The 22,580-nt window shown below is 66.6% G+C and carries 24 protein-coding genes; 13 read left to right on the top strand and 11 right to left on the bottom strand.

Annotation, left to right across the window (positions count from 1 at the left end):
- Positions 1-31: 31 nt before the first annotated feature.
- Positions 32-880 (bottom strand): DUF2927 domain-containing protein, encoded by an 849-nt coding sequence (locus tag ACO06P_RS20800; protein WP_420347140.1) that lies wholly within the window; start codon positions 878-880, stop codon positions 32-34.
- Between the two features lie 187 nt (positions 881-1,067).
- Between ACO06P_RS20800 and ACO06P_RS20795 the strand changes: the two genes are divergently transcribed.
- From ACO06P_RS20795 to ACO06P_RS20770, 6 genes are all read left to right on the top strand, one after another.
- Entirely contained in the window at positions 1,068-2,930 is a 1,863-nt protein-coding gene (locus tag ACO06P_RS20795; RefSeq protein ID WP_420347139.1) for an ABC transporter ATP-binding protein, read from the top strand.
- A 2-nt stretch (positions 2,931-2,932) separates the two neighbouring features.
- Positions 2,933-3,526: an NAD(P)H-dependent oxidoreductase gene (locus tag ACO06P_RS20790; protein WP_420347138.1), complete on the top strand. Its 594-nt coding sequence runs from the start codon at positions 2,933-2,935 to the stop codon at positions 3,524-3,526.
- 152 nt (positions 3,527-3,678) lie between these two features.
- Entirely contained in the window at positions 3,679-5,070 is a 1,392-nt protein-coding gene (locus tag ACO06P_RS20785) for an aspartate aminotransferase family protein (RefSeq protein WP_420347137.1), read from the top strand.
- Positions 5,071-5,340: 270 nt separating this feature from the next.
- Positions 5,341-6,552 carry a 5-aminolevulinate synthase gene (gene hemA / locus ACO06P_RS20780; protein ID WP_420349664.1) on the top strand — a complete coding sequence of 404 codons (1,212 nt, stop codon included), beginning with the start codon at positions 5,341-5,343 and terminating at the stop codon, positions 6,550-6,552.
- Positions 6,553-6,798: 246 nt separating this feature from the next.
- Positions 6,799-8,079, top strand: coding sequence for an extracellular solute-binding protein (locus ACO06P_RS20775; protein ID WP_420347136.1), 1,281 nt, complete (start codon positions 6,799-6,801; stop codon positions 8,077-8,079).
- A gap of 242 nt (positions 8,080-8,321) precedes the next feature.
- Complete coding sequence (locus tag ACO06P_RS20770; protein WP_420347135.1) at positions 8,322-8,864, top strand: hypothetical protein; 543 nt, start codon at positions 8,322-8,324, stop codon at positions 8,862-8,864.
- Between the two features lie 22 nt (positions 8,865-8,886).
- Here ACO06P_RS20770 and ACO06P_RS20765 read toward each other — a convergent pair whose 3' ends face one another.
- From ACO06P_RS20765 to pdxH, 8 genes are all read right to left on the bottom strand, one after another.
- Positions 8,887-9,318 carry a GFA family protein gene (locus ACO06P_RS20765; protein WP_420347134.1) on the bottom strand — a complete coding sequence of 144 codons (432 nt, stop codon included), beginning with the start codon at positions 9,316-9,318 and terminating at the stop codon, positions 8,887-8,889.
- A gap of 73 nt (positions 9,319-9,391) precedes the next feature.
- Positions 9,392-10,366, bottom strand: coding sequence for a prolyl aminopeptidase (pip, locus tag ACO06P_RS20760; RefSeq protein WP_420347133.1), 975 nt, complete (start codon positions 10,364-10,366; stop codon positions 9,392-9,394).
- Positions 10,367-10,410: 44 nt separating this feature from the next.
- On the bottom strand, positions 10,411-11,271 hold the full coding sequence (locus ACO06P_RS20755; RefSeq protein WP_420347132.1) for an SDR family NAD(P)-dependent oxidoreductase: 861 nt from the start codon (positions 11,269-11,271) through the stop codon (positions 10,411-10,413).
- A 132-nt stretch (positions 11,272-11,403) separates the two neighbouring features.
- Entirely contained in the window at positions 11,404-11,769 is a 366-nt protein-coding gene (locus ACO06P_RS20750) for a hypothetical protein (RefSeq protein WP_420347131.1), read from the bottom strand.
- Between the two features lie 58 nt (positions 11,770-11,827).
- Entirely contained in the window at positions 11,828-12,103 is a 276-nt protein-coding gene (locus tag ACO06P_RS20745; RefSeq protein WP_420347130.1) for a hypothetical protein, read from the bottom strand.
- Positions 12,104-12,219: 116 nt separating this feature from the next.
- Complete coding sequence (locus ACO06P_RS20740) at positions 12,220-13,029, bottom strand: universal stress protein (protein ID WP_421938146.1); 810 nt, start codon at positions 13,027-13,029, stop codon at positions 12,220-12,222.
- A gap of 206 nt (positions 13,030-13,235) precedes the next feature.
- Positions 13,236-14,204 (bottom strand): cation diffusion facilitator family transporter, encoded by a 969-nt coding sequence (locus ACO06P_RS20735; protein ID WP_420347128.1) that lies wholly within the window; start codon positions 14,202-14,204, stop codon positions 13,236-13,238.
- A 22-nt stretch (positions 14,205-14,226) separates the two neighbouring features.
- Positions 14,227-14,835, bottom strand: coding sequence for a pyridoxamine 5'-phosphate oxidase (gene pdxH / locus ACO06P_RS20730; RefSeq protein ID WP_420347127.1), 609 nt, complete (start codon positions 14,833-14,835; stop codon positions 14,227-14,229).
- A gap of 208 nt (positions 14,836-15,043) precedes the next feature.
- Here pdxH and ACO06P_RS20725 point away from each other — a divergent pair, with 208 nt between their 5' ends.
- From ACO06P_RS20725 to ACO06P_RS20715, 3 genes are all read left to right on the top strand, one after another.
- Positions 15,044-15,508, top strand: a complete 465-nt coding sequence (locus tag ACO06P_RS20725) for an RT0821/Lpp0805 family surface protein (protein ID WP_420347126.1) — start codon at positions 15,044-15,046, stop codon at positions 15,506-15,508.
- 184 nt (positions 15,509-15,692) lie between these two features.
- Entirely contained in the window at positions 15,693-16,601 is a 909-nt protein-coding gene (locus tag ACO06P_RS20720; RefSeq protein ID WP_420347125.1) for a DnaJ C-terminal domain-containing protein, read from the top strand.
- Positions 16,602-16,717: 116 nt separating this feature from the next.
- Positions 16,718-17,062, top strand: a complete 345-nt coding sequence (locus tag ACO06P_RS20715) for a chaperone modulator CbpM (RefSeq protein WP_420347124.1) — start codon at positions 16,718-16,720, stop codon at positions 17,060-17,062.
- Positions 17,063-17,113: 51 nt separating this feature from the next.
- Here ACO06P_RS20715 and ACO06P_RS20710 read toward each other — a convergent pair whose 3' ends face one another.
- Entirely contained in the window at positions 17,114-18,382 is a 1,269-nt protein-coding gene (locus ACO06P_RS20710; protein ID WP_420347123.1) for a YihY family inner membrane protein, read from the bottom strand.
- A 171-nt stretch (positions 18,383-18,553) separates the two neighbouring features.
- On the opposite strand from ACO06P_RS20710, the gene fabI reads away from it, so the two are divergent.
- Genes fabI through ACO06P_RS20695 form a run of 3 tightly spaced genes read left to right on the top strand, consistent with a single transcriptional unit; the run spans position 18,554 to position 21,629 of the window.
- Positions 18,554-19,393 (top strand): enoyl-ACP reductase FabI, encoded by an 840-nt coding sequence (fabI, locus tag ACO06P_RS20705; protein WP_420347122.1) that lies wholly within the window; start codon positions 18,554-18,556, stop codon positions 19,391-19,393.
- 19 nt (positions 19,394-19,412) lie between these two features.
- Positions 19,413-20,507: a chorismate synthase gene (aroC, locus tag ACO06P_RS20700; RefSeq protein ID WP_420347121.1), complete on the top strand. Its 1,095-nt coding sequence runs from the start codon at positions 19,413-19,415 to the stop codon at positions 20,505-20,507.
- Between the two features lie 57 nt (positions 20,508-20,564).
- Positions 20,565-21,629 (top strand): threonine aldolase family protein, encoded by a 1,065-nt coding sequence (locus tag ACO06P_RS20695; protein ID WP_420347120.1) that lies wholly within the window; start codon positions 20,565-20,567, stop codon positions 21,627-21,629.
- Between the two features lie 194 nt (positions 21,630-21,823).
- Here ACO06P_RS20695 and ACO06P_RS20690 read toward each other — a convergent pair whose 3' ends face one another.
- The gene (locus tag ACO06P_RS20690) at positions 21,824-22,129 is read right to left on the bottom strand and encodes a helix-turn-helix domain-containing protein (RefSeq protein WP_420347119.1); all 306 of its coding nucleotides are present in this window, start codon (positions 22,127-22,129) and stop codon (positions 21,824-21,826) included.
- 160 nt (positions 22,130-22,289) lie between these two features.
- On the opposite strand from ACO06P_RS20690, the gene ACO06P_RS20685 reads away from it, so the two are divergent.
- The gene (locus ACO06P_RS20685) at positions 22,290-22,523 is read left to right on the top strand and encodes a helix-turn-helix domain-containing protein (RefSeq protein ID WP_420347118.1); all 234 of its coding nucleotides are present in this window, start codon (positions 22,290-22,292) and stop codon (positions 22,521-22,523) included.
- The last annotated feature ends 57 nt before the right edge of the window (positions 22,524-22,580 follow it).

The raw sequence follows: 22,580 nt of genomic DNA, 5'->3' as shown, positions 1-22,580 counted from the left end.
TCATGCTAGGAGCTTGTCCGACGAGAGGCAATCAGCCACCACGCCGGAGCTCGCGCAGCGCTGCGCGGGCCAGCGGCTCAACCTCCGCCCAGCCCATGCCGGGCCTGAGGCGCCCATCGTAGAGCATCCGGATCAACAGGCGGTCGCGCGCCGTCAGGGCGACCTGGCGGCCGGAGTCGCTGAACACCGAGTCCGCCGTCGGCGCCAGATCGTTCATCGGGCCCAGAACCTGGGTCACCTCCTGCACCAGGCATCCCTCTATGGTGCGCGCGCCACGGTCGGCGCGGATGAAGGCAACGGCGAAGTCGATGCTGCGGCCGCTGGGCCAGCCGCCCCAGAGAAAGCCGAAGCAGGTCGCCGTGCGCTCCATCTCTCGCAGCAGCGCCTCATAGCTGGGCCGATCGGCGATCTTGTGCGCGAAGAGCCCGCGGTGACGGCGGGCCGCAGCAAAGGGGTCCTTGGCGAGAAAGATCAGCAGATTGGCGCGGGATAGCGGCGCCGGGGCAACCTCCAGCCCTGTCAGACCCGCGAGATCCTCCAGATGCGCCTCCGCCAAGCGGCGAAAGGACGGCGGCGGCGCGCGCAGGTCCTCGGAGTCGCCGTCCACCAGGGCAAAGCGGACCGGAACCGTCCACTTGGCCAGATGGTCGCGGCGCGGCCGCGGACGCCCGTCATTGCCCAGAACCGGGCGTTCCGTCTGAAAGGCCAGACTGCGGAAGTCCCGCAGCAGAGCCTCTTCCTCCGGGTCGGGCGGCGGCGGAGCGGCGCAGGCGGCAAGCAGTGTCAGGAGGAGGCAGGAGAGACGCAGGGTGCGCCTGATTGGCTGGGCTTCCGACTTTGCAAGGGTCCGGCGGCACGAAGCTGCTATGATATCTGGCATTGCGCTGCTCCCGATCCGCCCGTCGTTGAGATTGCCAAATCGCTGCCGCGCTTCAGATTAAGTCGAGGGGGCTGCTGACGCGCGCCCGGCACGCGGTTTGGAACGGCCATGCCGCCGGGCAGGGGGGAGGCAGCGCGGCAGCCGACGGCCCGAAGCGATACCACGACGAAGGAGATCCGCAGCCCGCATGTATGCTTTTTTTGAGCGCCTCTTCAACCCTCTCGCACCGGCGGCGATCGAGCGCCCGCCGACCCTGACCCGCGACTTCTTCATCCACTTCCTGTCACCGGTCAAGGGGCTGCTCCTGGCCACCCTGCTGATTTCCGGGATCGCGGCGGCCGCCGAGATCGCGCTCTATTACTTTCTCGGCATGCTGGTCGACTGGCTGACCACCGGCAACCCCAACACCTTTCTGCAGGATCACGGCTGGGGCCTCGCCGGCATGGCCGTGGTGGCGGTGCTCCTGCGCCCCATCGCCACCCTGATCTCGCGCGGCCTCATCAACCTCAGCCTGGCGCCCGGCCTCACCAACCGGGTGCGCTGGCTGAACCACCGCTATGTGCTGCGCCAGAGCCTGGCCTATTTCCAGAACGATTTCGCCGGGCGGATCGCGCAAAAGGTGTTGCAGACAGGCCACGCCGTGCGGGAAGCGGTGATCAACGTCATCGACGGCGTCTGGTTCCTGCTGATTTATCTGCTCGGCACCCTCTTCCTCTTTGCCGGGATCGACTGGCGCCTGCTGCTGCCGGTGCTGGCCTGGACCTTGGCCTATGCGGCGGTGATCTACTTCATGGTGCCGCCGGTGCGGCGCAAGTCCGCGGCCCTCTCCGAAGCGAACTCCGCCCTCACAGGGCGCATCGTCGACAGCTACACGAACATTCAGTCGGTGAAACTCTTCGCCGACAGCGAGCGCGAGGACGCCTTCGTCGCCGAAGTCGTGGACCGCCACACCCTGGCGCTCCGTCGGCTGATGCGCTCGGTCGTCGGCATGACCATCACCTTGACGGTACTGAACACGGCCCTCATCGTCCTGGTGTCGGGCCTCGCCATCGCGCTTTGGATGCAGGAAAGCATCTCCACCGGCGCCATCGCCGTGGCCGTCAGCCTGATCATCCGCCTGACCCAGATGTCGGGCTGGATCCTGCGCACCGTCACCAGCCTGTTCGAGAACATCGGCACCGTGCAGAACGGCATCGAAACCATCTCCCAGGCCTACTCGGTCGCCGACCCGCCGGCGGCCAAGACCCTGACCGTGAACGACGGCGAGGTGCGTTTCGACGGCATCCGCTTCCACTACGGCAAGGAAGACGGCGTGATCGAAGATCTCAGCCTCACCGTGCGGGCGGGCGAGAAGGTCGGCATCGTCGGGCGCTCCGGCGCCGGCAAGTCGACCCTGGTCAACCTGCTGCTGCGCTTCTACGACCTGGAGGGCGGCCGCATCCTGATCGACGGCCAGGATATCGCCGAGGTCTCGCAACACAGCCTGCGCAGCCAGATTGCCATGGTCACCCAGGATACGGCGCTGCTGCACCGCTCCATCCGCGACAACATTCTCTATGGCCGGCCGGAGGCCAGCGAAGCCGAGATGCGCCGTGCCGCCGACCTGGCCGAGGCCCTGCCCTTCATCCCCGACCTGGAGGACATGCAGGGGCGCCGCGGCTTCGAGGCCCATGTCGGCGAGCGTGGCGTCAAGCTGTCGGGCGGCCAGCGCCAGCGCGTGGCCATCGCCCGGGTGATCCTGAAGGATGCGCCGATCCTGGTGCTGGACGAAGCGACCTCGGCGCTCGACTCCGAGGTCGAGGCGGCGATCCAGAGCCAGCTCAAGAACCTGATGGCCGGCAAGACCGTGATCGCCATCGCCCACCGTCTCTCCACCATCGCCTCCCTCGACCGGCTGGTGGTGATGGACCGGGGCCACGTCGTCGAACAGGGCAGCCACGCCGAACTGCTGCGCCGCGGCGGGCTCTACGCCCAGCTCTGGGAGCGCCAGTCCGGCGGCTTCCTTGGCCTCGACGCGGAGCGCAAGGCGTCCGTGAGCGCGGCGGGGTAACCGTGGCGCAGGTGCTGCTCATCCTGGCGCATCCGCTGGAGGACAGCTTCTGCGCCGCCATCGCCGCGCGCGCCGAAGCGGCCCTCGAGGCCAGGGGCGATGGCGTCGATGTCCTCGACCTTTACCGGGAGGACTTCGATCCGCGCCTCAGCCGCAGCGAACGCCGCTGCCACTACAGCGACCAGCCGGATCACAGCGCCGTGGCGGATCAGATCCGGCGCCTGCGGGCCGCCGACAAGATAGTGCTGGTGTTTCCCCAGTGGTGGTTCGCGATGCCGGCCATTCTGAAAGGCTATTTCGACCGCGTGTTCCAGCCCGGCGTCGCCTTCGACCATACGCCCGGCTACGGCCAGATCCGCCCGCGGCTGAAAACCCTGCAGGCGGTCCTGGCCGTCTCCACCCTCGGCTCCGCCCGCTGGGTGAGCGCTCTCTACATGGGCTATCCCGTCAAGCGCCAGTTGCGCCGGGCCATCGTCAAGACCTGCGCGCCGCAGGCCCGCTTCCGCATGCTCAATTGCTACGATACGGAAAAGATCGACGCCGCGCGCAGCGCGCGCTTTCTGGCCCGGGTCGAAAAGGCCGCCGCGGCGCTCTGAGGCCCCTGCGACGGGCAGGTGCAGCGGGCACCAAAGAATTGGCAGGCGGCCACGCGGAAGAGTAGGCTGCGTCAAAGTCCCTCCATCGGACCGAGACTGCGGTCGCGGCGGGACCAATGCCGTTTGGAGAGAGCCCTTCTTTGGAGACCAGCATGAGCGACCGCTCGAACTCGGCCGTCGACCGGGACATCGCCTACCACCTTCATCCCTATACCAACGCCCGCAAGAACGAGAGCGAGGGCTCGCTGATCATCGACCGCGGCGACGGCGTCTATGTCATCGACAGCCAGGGTAAGCGCTATCTGGAGGCCATGGCCGGCCTCTGGTGCGCGGGTCTCGGCTTCAGCGAGGAGCGGCTGGTGAAGGCGGCGAGCGATCAAATGGCCCGGCTGCCCTATTACCACTCCTTTGCCCAGAAGACCGCCGGCCCGGCGGTCGACCTGGCCGAAAAGCTGGTCGGAATGACGCCGCCGCAGCTGACCAAGGTCTTCTTCGCAAACTCCGGCTCCGAGGCCAACGACAGCGCCGTCAAGATGGTCTGGTACTACAACAACGCGATCGGCCGACCGCAGAAGAAGAAGATCATCAGCCGGGTGAAGGGCTATCACGGCGTCACCATCGCCGCCGCCAGCCTCACGGCCATGCCCTACGTGCAGGCCGGCTTCGACCTGCCGATCGCCAACATCATCCATACCGGCGCGCCGCACCACTATCGCTTCGCGCAGGAGGGTGAAAGCGAGGACGCCTTCACCGACCGCCTGGCCCGCGAACTGGAAGACCTGATCCTGCAGGAGGGCCCGGACACGGTCGCCGCCTTCATCGGCGAGCCGCTGCAGGGGGCCGGCGGGGTGGTCGTACCGCCGGACGGCTACTGGGCGAAGATCCAGGCGGTGCTCAAGAAATACGACGTGCTGTTGATTGCCGACGAGGTCATCTGCGGCTTCGGGCGCACCGGGCGGATGTTCGGCAGCGAGACCTTCGGGCTTGAACCGGACATCATGACCTGCGCCAAGCAGCTCAGCAGCGCCTATGTCCCGATCTCGGCGGTGCTGATCTCAGACCCTGTCTATCAGGCCATCGCCGACAACTCGGCGAAGCTCGGGTCCTTCGGCCACGGCTACACCTATGGGGCGCACCCGGTGGCCGCCGCCGTGGCGCTGGAGACGTTGAAGATCTACGAAGAGCGGCGGATCGTCGACCACGTCCAGGCTGTCGCGCCGCGGTTGCAGGACGGCCTCCGGCGCTTCCAGGACAACCCCATCGTCGGAGAGATCCGTGGCATCGGCCTGATCGCCGCCGCCGAGCTGGTCGCCGACAAGGCCGGCAAAACCCCCTTCGACCCGGCAGGCAAGGTGGGCGCCTTTTTCGCGGCCCGGGCCCAGGACCACGGCGTCATATTCCGCAACCTGGGCGACACCATCGCGATCTGTCCGCCGATGATCATCACCGAAGCGGAGATCGACCGCCTGCTGGAGGGCTTTGCAGCCGCCCTGGCGGACACCGAGGCCTGGGTGGCCGAGCAGGGTCTGGCGGCGGTGGCGTGAGGCCGCCGCAAAGGCCGGTGAAACGCCTGCGGGCGTCCTGAAACCGGCGGTTATGCGGCGAATTGACACCCTGTTCACAAAGCTTTGTCATTATCGGGCAAATTGAGCTATGACCGGGCTCGCCGGGATTGCTAGAGTTGCAGCAAAGCAGGTTGTCGGACGCCTACGCGCAGATTGACGAGTATCAAGGCCCAGTCATTCGGCAGCGCTAGAGTTGTCGACGGACTGGGACGAAATACCTGCGAAACTGGAGTGAGAGACACCAAGCCCATGGACTTCGAGCGTTTTTTTGCTGAAGAGATGGCCGGCCTGAAGGCAGAAGGCCGCTATCGGATCTTCGCCGATCTGGAACGCAAGATGGGGAACTTCCCCCGCGCTGATTTCTACGGCCCCAGGGGCGTCGAAGCGGTCACCGTCTGGTGCTCGAACGACTATCTGGGCATGGGCCAGCACCCGGATGTGATCGCCGCCATGCACGAGGCGATCGAGCGTTGCGGCGCCGGCGCCGGCGGCACCCGCAACATCTCGGGAACCAACCACTACCACGTCCTGCTGGAGCGCGAACTCGCCGCCCTGCACGGCAAGGAAGCGGCCCTGCTGTTCACCTCCGGCTATGTCTCCAACTGGGCGGCGCTCGGTACCCTGGCGAGCCGGCTGCCCAACTGCACCGTCTTCTCCGATGCCCTGAATCACGCTTCGATGATCGAGGGCATCCGCCAGAGCCGTGCGAAAAAGGCGATCTTTCGGCACAACGACCCAGAAGACCTGGACCGCAAGCTGTCCGAGGCCGATCCCGATGGCGCCAAGCTGGTCGCCTTTGAGTCCGTCTATTCGATGGACGGCGACATCGCCCCCATCGCGGAGATCTGCGATGTGGCCGAACGCCACGGCGCCATGACCTATCTGGACGAGGTCCACGCCGTGGGCCTCTACGGCGATCAGGGCGGCGGGATTGCGCAGCGCGACGGCGTCGCCGACCGGGTGACGGTGATCGAAGGCACCCTGGGCAAGGCGTTCGGTGTGATGGGCGGCTACATCACCGCCTCCGCCAACCTGACCGATTTCGTGCGCAGCTTCGCCTCCGGCTTCATCTTCACCACCTCCCTGCCACCGGCCATTGCCGCCGGGGCGCTGGCCAGCGTGTCCCACCTGCGCCGCAGCCAGGCGGAGCGAACCGCGCATCAGGAGCGTGCCGCCACCCTGAAGCGGCGCCTCACCGAGGCCGGCCTGCCCGTCATGCCCTCCGAGAGCCATATCGTGCCACTGCTGGTCGGCGATCCGGTCGCCTGCCGCACGGTCACCGACCGGCTGATGGCGGACTACGGGATCTACGTGCAGCCGATCAACTATCCGACCGTGCCGCGCGGGACCGAGCGGCTGCGTCTGACCCCTTCGCCGCTGCACAACGATGCCGATCTCGACCATCTGGTGATGGCCCTGGGTGAAATCTGGCAGGCCATGGATCTGCGCCGCGCCGCCTGACGCCGTCAGGTTCCGATGCGGTATCCGGGGCCCCGGGCCCGTGACAGGGCTACGAAACGCCGCCCGGGGGCACCGTCCCGGATCTAAAAAGACCCTGCAATTGCAGCTGACGCCGCCGCGCGACACCGGGCGGCAGCGCGCTGCGCCCAGGGATTAACCCTTGGGCACAAATAAGTCACCGGTCGGGGATTGCCGGGATGCGCGTAAAAAGGCAAAGCTATCAAAAGCTTCGCGGGGGGAACTGCCATGCCTGAACGCAACAAGTCCACGGTTTGCCTCAGCCTGACGGGGTTCGGTCTGCTGGCCGTTCTGCTGGCGCAGGCGCCGCTTTCGGCCCAGGCCCAGGCCCAGACACAAACCGAGACGCAAACCGAGACACAAGTCCAGACACAGGCCCCGGTGGAGGCCGAGGCACCGCCGCAGAGCCAGGATCTGCCCGAAACGCAAGACTTGGCCCAAACCCAGGATCCGGGCCAGACCCAGGATCTGCCGGGCGCCGCCGTCGAGCGGCTGGTGGTGGTCTCCTGGGGGCGCAGCTACGGGCGCAGCCAGGAAGAAGCGATCTACAAGCCCTTCACCGAGGCGACCGGCCAGCCGATCCTGCGTCAGGACTACCGGGGCGGCATGCAGCAGATCCGCGCCCAGGTGGAAAGCGGCGAAGTCTACTGGGACGTTGTCGATATCGAGCCGGCCACGGCCGACCGCGGCTGTGAGGAAGGTCTCTTCGAGTCTCTCCCTCTGCTGTTGCCGCCGGCACCCGACGGCACCTCCGCCGTCGAGGACTTCCTGCCCGGCACGCTGCACCCCTGTGCCGTGGGCTCGGTCGTCTGGTCCATGGTCGTCGCCGTGGACAGCGATCAGGCCGGCGAAAACCAGCCGGACCGGATGGCCGATCTCTTCAACCTCAATGATTTTCCGGGCCGGCGGGGCCTGCGCAAGACCCCCAAGGGCAATCTGGAGTGGGCCCTGATTGCCGATGGCGTGGCGCCGGAAGAGGTCTACATGGAACTCGCCACCAGCGAAGGCGTGGCGCGGGCCTTCGCCAAGCTGGACAGCATCAAGGACCAGATCGTCTGGTGGGAGGACGGAGAAGAGCCGAGCCAGCTTCTGGCGCGGGAGGCGGTGCTGATGACCTCCACTTACAACAGCCGCATCTTCCGCGACGTGGCCATCGAGCAGGAGCCCTACACCGTGATCTGGGACCACCAGATCTGGGACGTCGACCTCTGGGCCGTGCCCAAGGGCGCGCGCAACAAGGAGCAGGCGCTGGAGTTCATCCGCTTCGCCACCAGCACGGAGCCCCTGGCTGAGATCACCAAGTGGTTGCCCTATGGCCCGGCGCGGCGGTCATCCCACGCGCTGGTCGGCCCCACGGTGATCGTCGCGGATGTTGACGTGGCGCCCTTCCTGCCGACCCATCCGGACAACTTTGCCACGGCGCTGCACAACAGCGCCTCGTTCTGGAGCGAGAACGGAACGGCACTGGTGGAGCGCTTCAACGCGTGGCTGCAGGAGCCTTCGGGCTGAAGGTTTCGCCGGGTTTGCCAGAGGATCGGCGGAACACAGGCCGAGTCCCAAGCACGGTCCGGCGGACCTCGCTTTAGGAGGCTCGTTGAGGGGGCTCGGTCCGGCGGGACTTATTGAGAATCATTCTCAAATACGTGGACAGCGCGGGGCAGACGCGCTATATTGCTGTTAACGGACTGGATCGATCCGGTCGGGTAGGCTGGCTTGCCTATCCAGCCGATTTCGGAAAGGGCGACGGCGCCATGTACCGCGACAATACACTGATCCCGAGCGAGGCTGTTCGCCTGCTGGCTTTGGGTATCCTGGCCGGCCGGCCGATGTCGTATGGCCAGCTGGCGAAGGAGGTGCGGCACTTTACCGGGCGCATCGTCGGTCCCTCGCTGGATCTCGTCGGCGCCCCGCTGGAGGTCCTGAAAGTCGAGGGACTGGTTGCACAGGTCGACCCCGCCGCCAAGGGCGAGGACGCGGTTCTGACTGTCACCGAACTCGGCCGTTCGGAGATGCTGCGGCTGCTGGCGTCGAACGTGCGCCCGCAGGTCAGCGACATCAACAAGCTGATCATCGCCCTGAAGATGCGCTTCCTGCATTTCCTCGACGTCGGGGACCAGCGGGTCCAGGCCGAGCTCCTGCACGACATCAGCGAGCGGGAACTGGCGCGCCTCACGGATCTGCGTGGCCATCACGGCGAGGAGGACGGGTATCTGCCCGCCTGGCTCGACCTCGAGATCGCCCAGACCCAGGCCCGGCACGACTGGATCGGCAGGCTGCGCGACCGCCTCGTCTGAAGCGTCTTCATTCCGCTCGTTCTCAGGAGCCGTCGGCGTCCAAGGCGCGCGAGGCAACTGCGGAGCTTATCTTTTCAAAGCGCGGCAAGCCGTCGTCCAGCCGTACCCAGGGTAGCTGGCGCAGAGTCCAGACATGATCGTCGGGACGAATGTCCTCCTGCCGGTCGAGGCTTCCAAGAGACACCTGCACGCGGTCGTCGAGAACCGCCTCATGCATGGTCAGCGTGCTGCCGCAGTGCGCACAGAAGCCGCGCTCGGCCTCAGAGGAGGAACGGTAGCGCGTGGGCTCGCCTTCGATCCACTCAAAGGCGGCGATGGGAAAATGCACATGAGTCAGAAAGGCCGCGCCGGACGCACGCCTGCACATCGTGCAGTGGCAATGCACCGCACGGATCGGATCGGCCGTCGCCCGGTAGCGGACGGCCCCGCAAAGACATCCTCCGGTCCACTCCATGTCACTGTCCAATACTGGTCGCACGTTGTCCGCCAAGCAGCATAGCCAAGCCAAGCCAGGGGTAAAACGGACATCAGTCTTGTGCCGGGATTTCCCCGGCAAAGCGGTCGGTCACGCCGATGATGGTCTCAGCAAGGCCGGGATCGCCGTGCGAGTGGCCAGCGCTTGCGACCATTCGCAGTTCTGCATCGGGCCAGGCCCGTGACAGCTCCCAGGCGGTCACCGGCGGCGCCTCCAGGTCGAGACGGCCCTGCACCAGGACGCCGGGAATCCCTGCCAGCTGCGCCGCCCCTCTCAACAAGGCTCCCTCCGCCAGCCAGGCGTTGTTGTGAAAGTAGTGCGTGATGATGCGGGTGCGCGCCAGAATGTAGGCGGGATCGGACCAACGGGCCGGCGGCCTCGCCGCTGGATCGACCTTCATAGAGGCCGCTTCCCAGTCGTGCCAGTCGCGCGCCGCCTTGGCGCAGATGGCAGGATCGCGGTCGTTCACCAGGCGGTGGTAGGCCGCGATCAGATCGCCGTCGCGCGCATCCTCGGGAATCCCGGCGCGAAAGCGGTCCCAGTCCTCCGGGAAAAAGCGGGCAAGCCCGCGGTACAGCCAGTCGATCTCCGACCGTCGGGTGGTGGTGACGCCGACAAGCACCAGGCCAAGGACCCGCGCCCGCTCAGCCTGGGCGTAGGCCAGGGCCAGCGTCGTCCCCCAGGAGTGACCGAACAGCAGCCAACGCTCCACGCCGAGATGACGGCGCAGCCGTTCCATGTCCCCGATGAGATGAGCCGTCGTATTGACCGAGAGATCGACCCCCGGCGTGCTGGCATGGGGCCGGCTGCGCCCGCAGCCGCGTTGGTCGAAGAGAATGATGCGATAGGCGCCTGGATCGAAGAAGCGCCGGACCCGGGGTGAACTGCCGGAGCCCGGGCCGCCGTGCAGCGCCACGACAGGCCGCCCCCGGGGGTTGCCGCTGATCTCCCAGTAAAGGCTGTTGCCATCGCCGACCGCCAGCATGCCCTCGGCGTAGGGTTCGATCTCCGGATAGAGCGGGTTCATGCCGTGGCGCTGCAACCTGCCTCAGAAAAGGCCTGGAGCGGCGGTCAGTAGAGGTGCTGGCCGCCGGTCACGAAGATCTCGGTGCCGGTGACATAGCCGAAGTCCTCGGTGCAGAGGCGGAACACCGTGGCCGCCACCTCCTCGGGCCGGCCCATGCGGTGCAGCGGTATGCGCGGAATCAGCGCTTCGTATTCTTCCCCGATCATCGCCGTCTCGATCTCGCCAGGGGCAACGGCGTTGACGCGCACGTTCAGCTCGGCGAACTCCACCGCCATCTCCCGCGTCAAGGCGGAGAGCGCCGCCTTGGAAGTGGAATAAGCCGAACCGGCAAAGGGATGCACGCCGTGGCCGGCGATGGAGGTGATGTTGACGATCGCCCCCTGCCCGCGGCGCAGCGGCGCGGCAAAGCCGCGGCCCAGTGCCAGGGGGGCGAAGAAGTTCAGTTCGAAGACCTCCCGCCAGTGGTCGAGATCGCCGTTGAGGCAGCCGAGGCGCTCCTTGAACTCGGTCTTCGGCGAGACCGCCGCGTTGTTCACCAGGGCGTGGACCGCGCCCTCTCCCACAAGGGCCAGCGCTTCCTCGACAAAGCTGTCGACGGCACTGCGGTCAGCAAGGTCTGCAGTGATGTGATGCGTCCAGTTGGGATCGCGCAGACAGTGCTCCGGCACCGCATCACGCGAACAGGTGATGACCTCCCATCCTTCATCGCTGAAGCGTTTGACCGTGGCATGGCCGATCCCGCGGCTGGCGCCGGTCAGAACAACACGCCGGCGGTCCTGGGCTCGGTCCCGGGCCTGTTCCCGGGCTTGCTCGGAGGAAGGCTCCTCAGGGCGCTGCCGGGCACCGGCCGGGCAATTGGCGGAACCGTTGGCTGGACCGTCGGCTGGGGGGGATGCCTCGCTCATGACCGCGATCATATACCGCCCGCCGTGCCTTGCCAGCGCAGAAAACGCGATTCAGTGCAGTTTCATTTTCCGGTCATCAGGCTGCCGCCTGCCTTCGGCCAACCTGCGTCTGGGCGGTCAGCGTTTGGGTGGTCAGCGTACAGACGCCACCCGGAAGGTCCGCAAGGAGCCGTCGTGCTCGCGGATCGAGACGTACTCACCCTCATTGAAGACATGGGACTCGAACTTGAAGCCGACTTCGTCGTCGTCGGGGTCGCCGTCGATGTCGTAGTGAAAGGCCCACTGTCCACCGCGGGTGTGGCGCAGGTGGCCGCTCTCGTCGTCCTCTCCGGGCCAGAAGCGTTTCACCCGGCAGGCCGCGCGGTTCTGGCGCCAGGCCTCCGCATCGATGTGCCCCTCCGCCGTCAGCGGCGCGCGCAGTTCGTAGCCGCGGTCCGCCGAGCCGTTGGGGAAGTCATGGTCTCTGGCGAGTTCGAGGCGGATGGTCTTCAGGCTCATACGTCCTCCCGACACCTGGTCTGAGCTTTCTGATTTACGTTCGTGCTGGAAGCTTGGCTCAATTCGCCACCTTGTGCAAATCGCGGTGCGTCCGTATGAAGTGGCGCAGGACGAGCCTCAAATGCAGGGCATGCTTCAAATCGTTGCGCTGCTCTGCGGCGGCGATGTCATCCAGGATGATGCGCTTCAGCATGGGCACGCCGTCCGGCGAATGCATCAGGTAGTTGCCGTACTCCACCGCAACAATCTCAGGAATGTGTTCGTGCTCGGAGATCGCTTCGATCTCGGCCTCGTTCAGCCCCGAGAGGGCAATACAGTCTTCGATTGTCAGCATCGCCTTTCCTCCGTTCGGGAGGGCAGCTGCCGCCACAGCCTGTGCGGCAGCAAAGCCACCTTGGTGAGGGCGCCCCCCCGGACCAGTGCGTAATCGGGACTAGTGCGTCATCAGGACTAGTGCATCATCAGGATCGGAACCTTGGCCCGCTCCAGCACGCCCTGGGTCGCGCCGCCGAGGATGCGCTCGCGCAGCCGGCTGTGGCCATAGGCGCCCATGACCAGCATGTCGGCACGGGCATGGTCGGCCTGTTCCAGAAGGCCGTCGGCGATGCTCTCCGACCCCGGTGTGTAGGCCCAGGTCTTCGCCGTGACCCCGTGGCCGGCCAGGAAGCGGGCCAGTTCGCTGGGTTCGACCTCGTCACCGCTTTCGCGCGCCGTGATGATGACAACCTCTTCCGCCGCCTGCAGCAACGGCATCGCCGCGGTGACGGCGGCGGCGCCTTCGCGCGAGCCGTCCCAGGCGACGGCAATACGGCTCCCGAAACTCTGGCCGGCGGTCTCCGGGGCGATCACCACGGGCCGGCCGCTGCCGAACAGCGCTGCATCCAGGGTGGCCTCGCCGTCACCCTCGACCGCCCCGGGGCGCGGCAGAACGATGACGTCGCTCAAGCGGCCCAGGCGCTCGACCAATTCAGCCTCCCGCCCGGTGACGCGATTCATGCAGACCGCAAACTCCCCGGGCTCCGATGTCAGGCCCGGTGCGATCTCCGGCACGCCTGCGCCGCTGCAATGACGCTTGTAGCTCTTGTCGACCGCCTCGCGCTGCGCCGCGTTGCGGGCGTCGACGGAGGCCATGATCTGTTCCATCGCAGTGGCGGACATACCCTCGCCGACGTAGGGGACCAGGTCGCGCGCATCGTTCTCGACGTGCAGGAAATCGACCCTCGCGCCGAACCGCCGGCCAAGATCGATTGCGGCGGTCATCGCAGCTTCGCAACCCGAACCGCCATCAGTGACTGCAAGAACAGTGGCCCAACCCATGTGTATCTTCCTCTAGCCAGTAAACCCGGGTCCCGGGACTCGCCCCGGGACTTTCTCCGTCCGGTTCATTGAAGGTGCTGGCCGGTCTCCCGGCATTGACTTGGGTCAAGCGCCGGATCTGGCCACTACGGCCAGGAAATCCGCGCCGTTCAGCCGAAGTGCGCGCGCTCTTCCTTGATGCCGTGGGGGTCCTGATGAAGGATGATCTCGGCCCCCGGAAAAGCCTCCGAAAGCGCCTCCTCCACCTGATCGGCGATGGTGTGGGCATCGATCAGGCTGAGGCCGCCGTCCATTTCGATGTGTGCCTGAATGAAAACCTGCGGTCCGGATGCGCGGGTGCGCAGGTCGTGCAGCCCGACCACGGCGGGATGGGCCAGGGCCACGTCGCGGATCCGCCTGCGGTCCTCGTCCGGCAGTTCGCGGTCCATCAGCATGTCCAACGCGCCGCTGGCGATCTGCCAGGCGGTGTAGAGAATATAGGCCGCAATGGCGAGGCCGAAGAGGGGATCGGCATAGAGCCATCCGAGCTGGGCGGTGACGAGCAGCGCCACGATGACGGCGCCGTTCACCAGAATGTCGCCGACGTAGTGCAGGGAATCGGCCTGAATGGCCAGCGAGCCTGTGCGCCGGATGACGTAGCGCTGGAAGCTGACCAATCCCAGGGTCGCCACGATCGAGAACACCATCACCGCAATCCCGATTTCGCCGTTTTCGAGCGGCCGCGGCGTGAAAAAGCGGTGGCTGGCCTCGATGATCAGAAAAATCGCCGAGCCGGTGATGAAGGCCGCCTGGCCCAGGGCCGCCAACGGCTCGGCCTTGCCGTGGCCGAAGCGGTGCTCGCGGTCGGCCGGAACCAGGGCATGGCGCACGGCGAGCAGGTTGACGACAGAGGCAGCGGCATCGAGCAGCGAGTCGATCAGCGTCGACAGAATGCTCACCGAGTCGGTCAGCACGAAGGCGCCGAACTTCACCACGATCAGGACGCTGGCCGTTGCCACCGAGGCCGTCGTGGCAAGGCGCAGCAGCCGCCCCGCTTCCGGGCCGGTAAGCCTCTGTTGGGCGGGCTGTGGGCTGGGCCCTGCGTTCATCGTCGTCCGCTCGCGGAACTCGTCAGCCACTTGGGGCTCGTGGGATACGCGCTCATGGGAACAGGCGTTCCGTCGCCCAGCCGTCGCCGTCGCGCTCGTAGACCAGCCGGTCGTGCAGGCGAAAGGCGCCGTCCTGCCAGAACTCGATCAGTCGGGGCACGACGCGAAAGCCGGACCAATGCGGCGGGCGCGGCACGCTGCCGACCGCATACTTGGCCCCGAAAAGCGCGACCCGCTTTTCCAGCTCGAAGCGCCCCTCCAGGGGCCGGGACTGGGTGCTGGCCCAGGCGCCGATCTGGCTCTGCTTGGGCCGCGACGCGAAGTAGGCATCGGCCTCCTCGTCGCTCACCTGTTCCACCTCGCCCTCGATGCGCACCTGGCGGCGCAGGCTTTTCCAGTGGAACAGCATGGCCGCCTTAGGCTGGGCCAGAAGCTGCTGGCCCTTGCGGCTCTCGTAGTTCGTGTAGAACACGAAGCCGCGCGCGTCATAGCCCTTCAGAAGCACCATGCGCGAAGACGGCATGCCGTCTTCACCCACGGTAGAGAGCGACAGGGCGTTGGGATCGTTGGGTTCGGACTCCTCGGCCTCGCTCAGCCAGGCGCCGAAGATCTCCAACGGATCGGCCGGTGCGTTACTGCGGATCTGGGTCGCTGCGCTCATGCGGGTCTTTGCCTGATAATTGCCATATTTGCAGCATATAGCGGCGGTATAGCCTAGAAAAAGCTTGAAAAACTGCCGTGATGACCGCGGATGCCTCCAGGGGGATGGTCCTGGCGGACCCGGCGTATAACTGCTCGCATTCAATTTAGTGGATTCTGGCCCTGGATTCGGGAAAAACAGGGGCCAATCTTCGAGAGAGGGTATTTCAATGAAACTCAAAATCGTCATCGCCGCCGCGGCGATCGCTCTCACCACTGCCGCCTGTGAGAACGCGGGCACCAAGCAGACCATCGGCACCTTGGCCGGCGGCGCCGCCGGCGGCCTGTTCGGCGCCCAGTTCGGCAGCGGCTCGGGCCAGCTCGCCGCGACGGCGGCCGGAGCCCTGCTCGGCGCCTTCATCGGTGGCGAGATCGGCCGCACCATGGATGACGTGGACCGTCTGAAAGCCCAGCAGGCCTACGACAAGGCGACGACGGCGCCGATCGGCGAGCAGATCGCCTGGAGCAACCCGGACAGCGGCAACAGCGGCACCGTCACACCGACCCGCGAGGGCACCTCCTCCACCGGCGCATACTGCCGGGAGTTCCAGCAGACCGTCACCATCGGCGGCCAGCAGGAAGAGGCCTACGGCGTCGCCTGCCGCCAGCCGGACGGCGCCTGGGAGATCCAGTAAGCGGCCCTCTGCATCATAGGGCAGCCCCGCAATGCGGGGCCCGGGCCTAAGGGAGACTCTTGGCCTGACAGAGACTTTGGCCTGACGGAGACTCTTGGGTCGTCCCCGACGAGGGGGTATGGTTGAACCATGCCCCCTCGGATTCGGTCTTTTTCCTGTCGTCCCGTTCCTGTTGTGTGAGCCGATGCAGGACCCCTACAAGCTTCTGAACATCGATCGCAGCGCCTCTCAGGAGGACGTGAAGCGCGCCTACCGCAAGCTGGCCAAGGAGCTGCATCCGGACATCAATCCGGGCAACAAGGCGGTGGAACAGAAGTTCAAGGAAATCTCGCAGGCCTACAGCATTCTGGGCGATGCGGAGAAGCGCAAACGCTTCGATCGCGGGGAGATCGATGCCAGCGGCCAGGAAAAACCCTGGAAAGGCGGCTTCTACCGCAACCATGCCGGCACCGAGCGCGGCGCCAAGTACAATCCCTTCGACTTCGGAGAGAACGTCAGCGCCGACGACATCTTCGCCGATCTTTTCGGCGCCCGCACCCGCCGGGTGCGCCGGCCCGGCGCCAACGTCTCCTATACCGTTCCGATCTCGTTTCTCGAAGCCGCCCAGGGCGCCAAAAAGCGCATCAAGCTGGCCGACGGCAAAACCCTGGACGTACAGATCCCGGCCGGCACCGACGACGGCCAGTCACTGCGCCTGAAGGGCCAGGGCATGCCGGGTGTCGGCGGCGGCCCGGCCGGCGACGCCCTGGTCGAAGTGCAGATCCAGGCGCATCCCTTTTTCGAGCGCAAAGGCGCCAGCGTGCATCTGGAACTGCCGGTGACGCTCCAGGAAGCCCTCCTGGGCGCCACCATCACGGTGCCCACGGTTCACGGCAACGTCTCGATGAAGATCCCGGCGGGCTCGAACTCCGGCACCACGCTGCGCCTGAAGGGCAAGGGAATCCAGGTCAAAGACAGCGCCGAGGTCGGCGACCAGTATGTGAAGCTGCGGGTCATGCTGCCCGACCGCCCGGACCAGGAACTGCGCGACTTCGTGGAAAGCTGGAGCCAGACCCATGACTACGACCCGCGCCGCAAATCGGGCATGACCTAGCGCAGCGGCAAGGCAACAGGACGGCCGGCGCAAGAACCCTGCATACGGCCGCGGGAAGAACACCAGGGCACGGACGGTCGGGGCACACACGGCCAGGGCACACACGGGGAGCCTGAGTGGTGGAATTCGAAGAGGTCTTGGTTGAACTGAACATCGGCGCCAGCGAGCTGCACGCCTGGATCGAGCAGCACTGGGTCCTGCCGGTGCGCAGCCAGGAGACCTACCACTTCGACGAGGCCGATGTGGCGCGGGTGCGGCTGATCGCCGAGTTGCGCAGCGACATGGGCGTCAACGACGACGCCATCCCCGTCGTGCTGAGGCTGCTCGACCAGATCTACAGTCTGCGCCGCGCCCTGTCGGACCTCAACGACGCCATCCTCGACCTGCCCGAGGACGTGCAGGAGCAACTGCGCGAAAGGCTGGGGAGCCAGAACGAAGACGACGGCACGAAGACCCCCTAGAGCGGATCCGCCCTGGCGCGTTCGTCACCGGGGACGTTCTTCAACAGCCCGTCAGCTTTCGTCCCGGGGCAGCGGGTGGATGCGGGCAACGCCGTCGGGCGTCTCCGTGGCCGAGGCCTCGTCGAGCAGCGCGGCCAGGCTCTTGCCGCGCACCTCGCCACCCATCTGACCGGCCGCTGTGACGATGCCGTCGATGCCGTCCGGCCAACCCTCCCCCGGCGAGAGGTCCAGTTTCAACGCCTTCAGCAGGTCCTCCAGGCTCGCCGCCGTCAGATCCCGGGAAAGCAGCCAGCGCCCGTTGGCGCGGCTGACGAAACCGTGGCGGCGCAGGGCCAGCATAACGGCCGAGAGCTCATCCAGACCGGCCGGCAGGCCGCGGGTCAGGGCCGTCTCCTTCAGCACTGTCCCCGCCCGCGCCGCCGAGCGCAGCCGCTGCAGCAGGGCAAGCGCCAAGGCCAGGCGCGGGCCGGAGCCTTCGCGCGCCGAATGCAGGCGGTCGACGAGCCGCCACTCCGGCGCCGCCGCGGCGATCTCCGCACCGAACAGGACCACCGCCCAGGAGAGATACATCCAGATCAGAAAGATCGGGATCGCGGCCAGAGCGCCGTAGATGACTTCGTAGGAGGGAAACTGCTGCAGGTAGACCGCAAAGCCGGCTTTCAGGATTTCGAAAAGCAGGGCAGCGACCAGCCCGCCGACAACCGCGTGGCGGATGGCCACGTTGCGCGCCGGCACGACCGCATAGATCACGGCAAAGGCGCTGGCGGTCAGCAGGAAGGGCAGCAGGCGCGTCAGACCGAAGGCGCGGTCGCCTTCCAGCAGCAGGGTCTTGGCAAAACCGTAGCTGGAGAGCGAGAGCGAGGCGCCGAGGAAGATCGGACCGATGGTGAGCACCATCCAGTAGGACATCATCCGCACCATGAAGGGCCGCGGTTCGGTCACCCGCCAGATGGCGTTGAAGGCGCCGTTGATGGTGGACAGCAAAAACAGCACCGTCGCCGCGAGCGCAAGGAAGCCCAGGCCCGTCATGCTGCGGGCATTCTCCACGAAGGTCGCGAGCTGGTCGCTGATCTCGACGCCGGCATTGGGAACCAGGTTTTCGAAGAGGAAGCTCTGCACGTCCTGGCGCAGGTGCTCGAAGCCGGGAAAGGCCGACAGCAGCCCGAAGCAGATCGCCAGCGCCGGTACAACCGCCAGCAGCGAAGCATAGCTCAGCTGGGTGGCGATACGCAGGCACTGGTCACCCGTAAAGCGCTGGCCGCAGTAAAGCGAAAACCGTCCCAGGTTGTGCAGGAATCCGGAAAAGTCAGGGGTTTTCATGGCTGGCTCCGGCAGCGGCGGCAATTGCGCCCCAAGGCTCCATTTTAGAGGAGAAATCGGCAGAAATGTGGGATTATTGCGATGTCACGTCGTTGACCCGGCAGGCCTTTGGTGTAGGATGCCGCTCTTTCTGCAAAGCCTTTGTAACCTGACCGACATTGAGGATTTATAATGACCGAGCCCCAACCGCTAATGGCCGGCAAACGCGGCCTTGTCATGGGCGTCGCCAATGACAGGTCCATTGCCTGGGGTATCGCAAAGGCGGCGCATGAACAGGGGGCCGAACTGGCCTTCACCTATCAGGGCGACGCCCTGGAAAAGCGGGTGCGGCCGCTGGCGCAGTCGGTCGGCTCCGACCTGGTCGCATCCTGCGATGTGACCGACGATTCCTCCATCGACCGGGTCTTCGAGGAAATCGAGAGCCGTTGGGGCCAGCTGGATTTCCTCGTCCACGCCATCGCCTACGCCGACAAGGAGGAACTGAAGGGCAAGTACCTTCAGACCAGCCGCGACAACTTCGTGCGCAGCCTCGATATCTCCTGCTATTCACTGACGGCGGTCAGCCAGCGGGCCGTGCCGCTGATGAAGAACGGCGGCAGCATCGTCACCCTGACCTACTATGGCGCCGAGCGGGTGATGCCGCACTACAACGTGATGGGCGTCGCCAAGGCGGCGCTGGAGGCCAGCGTGCGCTACCTGGCCGCCGACCTGGGCGACCAGGGCATCCGCGTGAACGCCATCTCGGCCGGCCCGATCAAGACCCTGGCCGCCGCGGGCATCGGCGACTTCCGCCACATCCTGAAGTGGAACGAACTGAACTCGCCGCTGCGCCAGAACGTCAGCATCGGACAGGTCGGCGGGGCCGGGCTCTATCTGCTGTCGGACCTCTCGGCCGGCGTCACCGGCGAAGTGCATCACGTCGATGCCGGCTACCACGTCGTCGGCATGATGGCCGTCGACGCCGCCCCGGCCGTCGCCCAGATGCTGCAGAACTTCACGCCACAGTCTTAGAAGCGCGCGAGCCAGAGACATGGCCGGCAACAGCTTCGGGGAGGCCTTTCGCTTCACCACCTGGGGAGAAAGCCACGGGCCGGCCATCGGCTGCGTGGTGGACGGTGTCCCGCCGCGCATTCCGCTTAGCGAAGCCGACCTGCAGGTCTGGCTCGACGCGCGCAAGCCCGGCCAGTCGCGCTTCACCACCCAGCGCCGCGAACCGGATGCGGTGAAGATCCTGTCGGGCATTTTCGAGGGTCAGACCACCGGCACGCCGATCTCCCTGCTGATCGAAAACCAGGACCAGCGCTCCAAGGACTACGGCGACATCGCCGAGAAGTTTCGGCCCGGCCACGCGGACTACACCTACTGGCAGAAGTACGGCATCCGCGACTACCGCGGCGGCGGACGGTCTTCGGCCAGGGAAACGGCCATGCGCGTGGCCGCCGGGGGTATCGCCCGCAAGGTTCTGGACCACCTGCTGCCGTTGCCGGTTTCGATCCGCGGCGCGCTGGTTCAGATGGGCCCGCACAGGATCGACCGCGCGCGCTGGGACTGGGCGCAGACGCAGGACAACCCTTTCTGGTGCCCCGACCCGGTGGCCGCCAAGGACTGGGAGGGCTTTCTCGACGGCGTGCGCAAGGCGGGCTCCTCCACCGGCGCGGTGATCGAGGTGGTCGCCGGCGGCGTGCCGGCCGGCCTCGGCGAGCCGGTTTACGACAAGCTCGATGCCGACCTCGCCAAGGCGATGATGTCGATCAACGCCGTCAAGGCGGTGGAGATCGGCGCCGGTCTGGAGGCGGCCGCCCTCAGCGGCGAGGAAAACGCCGACGAGATGCGCCGGGAGGGCAACAAGGTCGTCTACACCTCCAACAAGGCCGGCGGCGTGCTGGGCGGCATCTCCAGCGGCCAGGACGTCGTGGTGCGCTTTGCCGTCAAACCGACCTCCTCCATTCTGACCCCGCGGCGGACCGTCGACCGCCAGGGCGCCGAAACCGAGATCGTCACCAAGGGCCGCCACGATCCCTGCGTCGGTATCCGCGCGGTGCCGGTGGGGGAGGCCATGATGGCGATCGTGCTGGCCGATCATCTCTTGCGCCACCGCGCCCAGTGTGGCGACATCCCGGAATAGCGGCGACATCCCCGGAGCAACGGCCCAGTCCCGCGCCGCCAGTAAGGAACGCCAGCGATGAGCGACAGCGCGATCAATCTCTACAGCGATACCCAGACCCGGCCCTCGCCGGCGATGCGTCAGGCCATGGCCGAAGCGCCGGTCGGCGACGAGCAGCGCGGCGAAGACCCCAGCGTCAACCGGCTCTGCGAGATGACGGCGGACCTGCTGGGCAAGGAAGCGGCGGTCTTCATGCCCTCCGGGACCATGTGCAACCAGATCGCCATTCACATCCACTGCCGCCCGGGTGAGGAGATCATCGCCCACAAGACCGCCCACATCCTGAACTTCGAGGGCGGCGGCACGGCGGCCTTCTCCGGCGCGCAGGTGCAGGGCCTGGACGGCGCGCACGGCCAGTACAGCCTGGAGGACGCCCGCGCGGCGATCCGGCCGAAGGACCGCTACAGCCCGCAGACGCGGATGATCGCCGTCGAGCAGACCTCAAACCTGGGCGGCGGCAGCATCTGGCCGCTGGAGCGGATCCAGGGCCTGGGCGACCTCGCCGCCCGGCACGATCTGGCCTATCACATGGACGGCGCCCGCCTGCTCAACGCGGTGGTCGCCTCCGGCGTTCCCGCCAAGGTCTACGCCGCCCCCTTCGACAGCCTGTGGCTCGACCTCAGCAAGGGGCTGGGCTGCCCGGTCGGCGCCGTGCTGGCGGGCTCCGCCGCCTTCATCGACGAGGCCTGGCGCCTGAAGCAGCGCACCGGCGGGGCCATGCGCCAGGCCGGCATCATCGCCGCGGCCGGCGTCTTTGCGCTGGAGCACAACGTGCAGCGCCTCGCCGAAGACCACGCCAACGCGCGCCGCTTTGCCGAGGGCCTGCGCAACCTGCCGGGCATCACTCTGGACGTCGACGCGGTGGAGACCAACATCGTGTTCTTCGATATCGCCGGAACCGGCCTCGATGCCGATGCGTTCTGCAGCCGGTTGCAGCAACGCGGGGTCATCCTCGGCGGCGACGGCACCAGCATCCGCGCCGTGACCCACCTGGATGTCGATGCCGCCGGCATCGACCGGGCGCTGGACATCATCCGCACGCTGGTCACGGAAGCCGCCGCCGAGCCCGCCGCCACCGGGTAGCGGGAAGCGCTTCCCCCCTCACCCTCCCACTGCGTGGGCCCCTCCCTCTCCCACCAGGGGAGAGGGATAAAAAAGGAAACCCTCTCCCCTCCTTGAGATCCCTCTCCCCTGGTGGGAGAGGGTTGCGCAGGCTTGGTGAGGCGAACAGCCGAGCCTAGCCGAAGCTGGGTGAGGGGGAACAACGCCGGCCTGCGTCAGGGGACCGGCCGGGCAAGGCAGACGCCGGCCCCGCCGGTTTCGTCGGCGTCGATGAACAGCAGCCCAGCGGAAACGAACGTGAGCCGCAGCAGCTGCGCCGTGGACTCCTTGAGGCTGCTTTGGCCGCGCTCGAAGGTGCGGACGGTCACCGCGCTGATGCGGGCGCGCCGGGCGAGATCGCCCTGGCTCCAGTGAAGCATGGCCCGCGCCGCCCGGCACTGCTCCCGGGTGAGCGGCCCGCCGGTGTCGGGAGCGCTTTGATTGAGGGTCGGCGAATCCGTGCTAAGGATAGCCTCAGCCATGCCTGACTCCTCGCAAGCCGGGTGGTGGTCAGGCGCGAAAGGGGGTTGCGAGCACCTTTTCGTGCCGAGAGTAACGTCCAAAAGTGACGCAAAACGCATCACTTTTGGACGTTACTCTTGCCGTGCGGAATCGTCAATTGGTTTTCCTCTCACGCAAGAAATGACTCTGACACCGGAACAATGCCGCGCAGCCCGCGCCCTCCTGGACTGGTCTCAACCCGACCTTGCCGCAGCTTCCGGGATCGGGCGTTCGACGATCACGCGGTTGGAACGCGGCAGCCTCGTACCCCATCAAAGCAATCTGGCGAGCCTCCGGCAGGCGCTGGAGTCGGCCGGCGTCGAGTTCCTCGACGAGACCCGCATGCGCGGCCCTGGAGTCTGCCTGCGCAAGTAGCCCGCCAACAGAAGCCCCACACCGCCTGTCATACTCGGGCTTGACCCACTGGTGTCC

Source organism: Pelagibius sp., assembly GCF_965227505.1.
Classification (GTDB): domain Bacteria; phylum Pseudomonadota; class Alphaproteobacteria; order Kiloniellales; family Kiloniellaceae; genus Pelagibius.
Note: the sequence above shows the minus strand (reverse complement) of the source record. Positions and strands in the feature narration are given on the sequence as shown.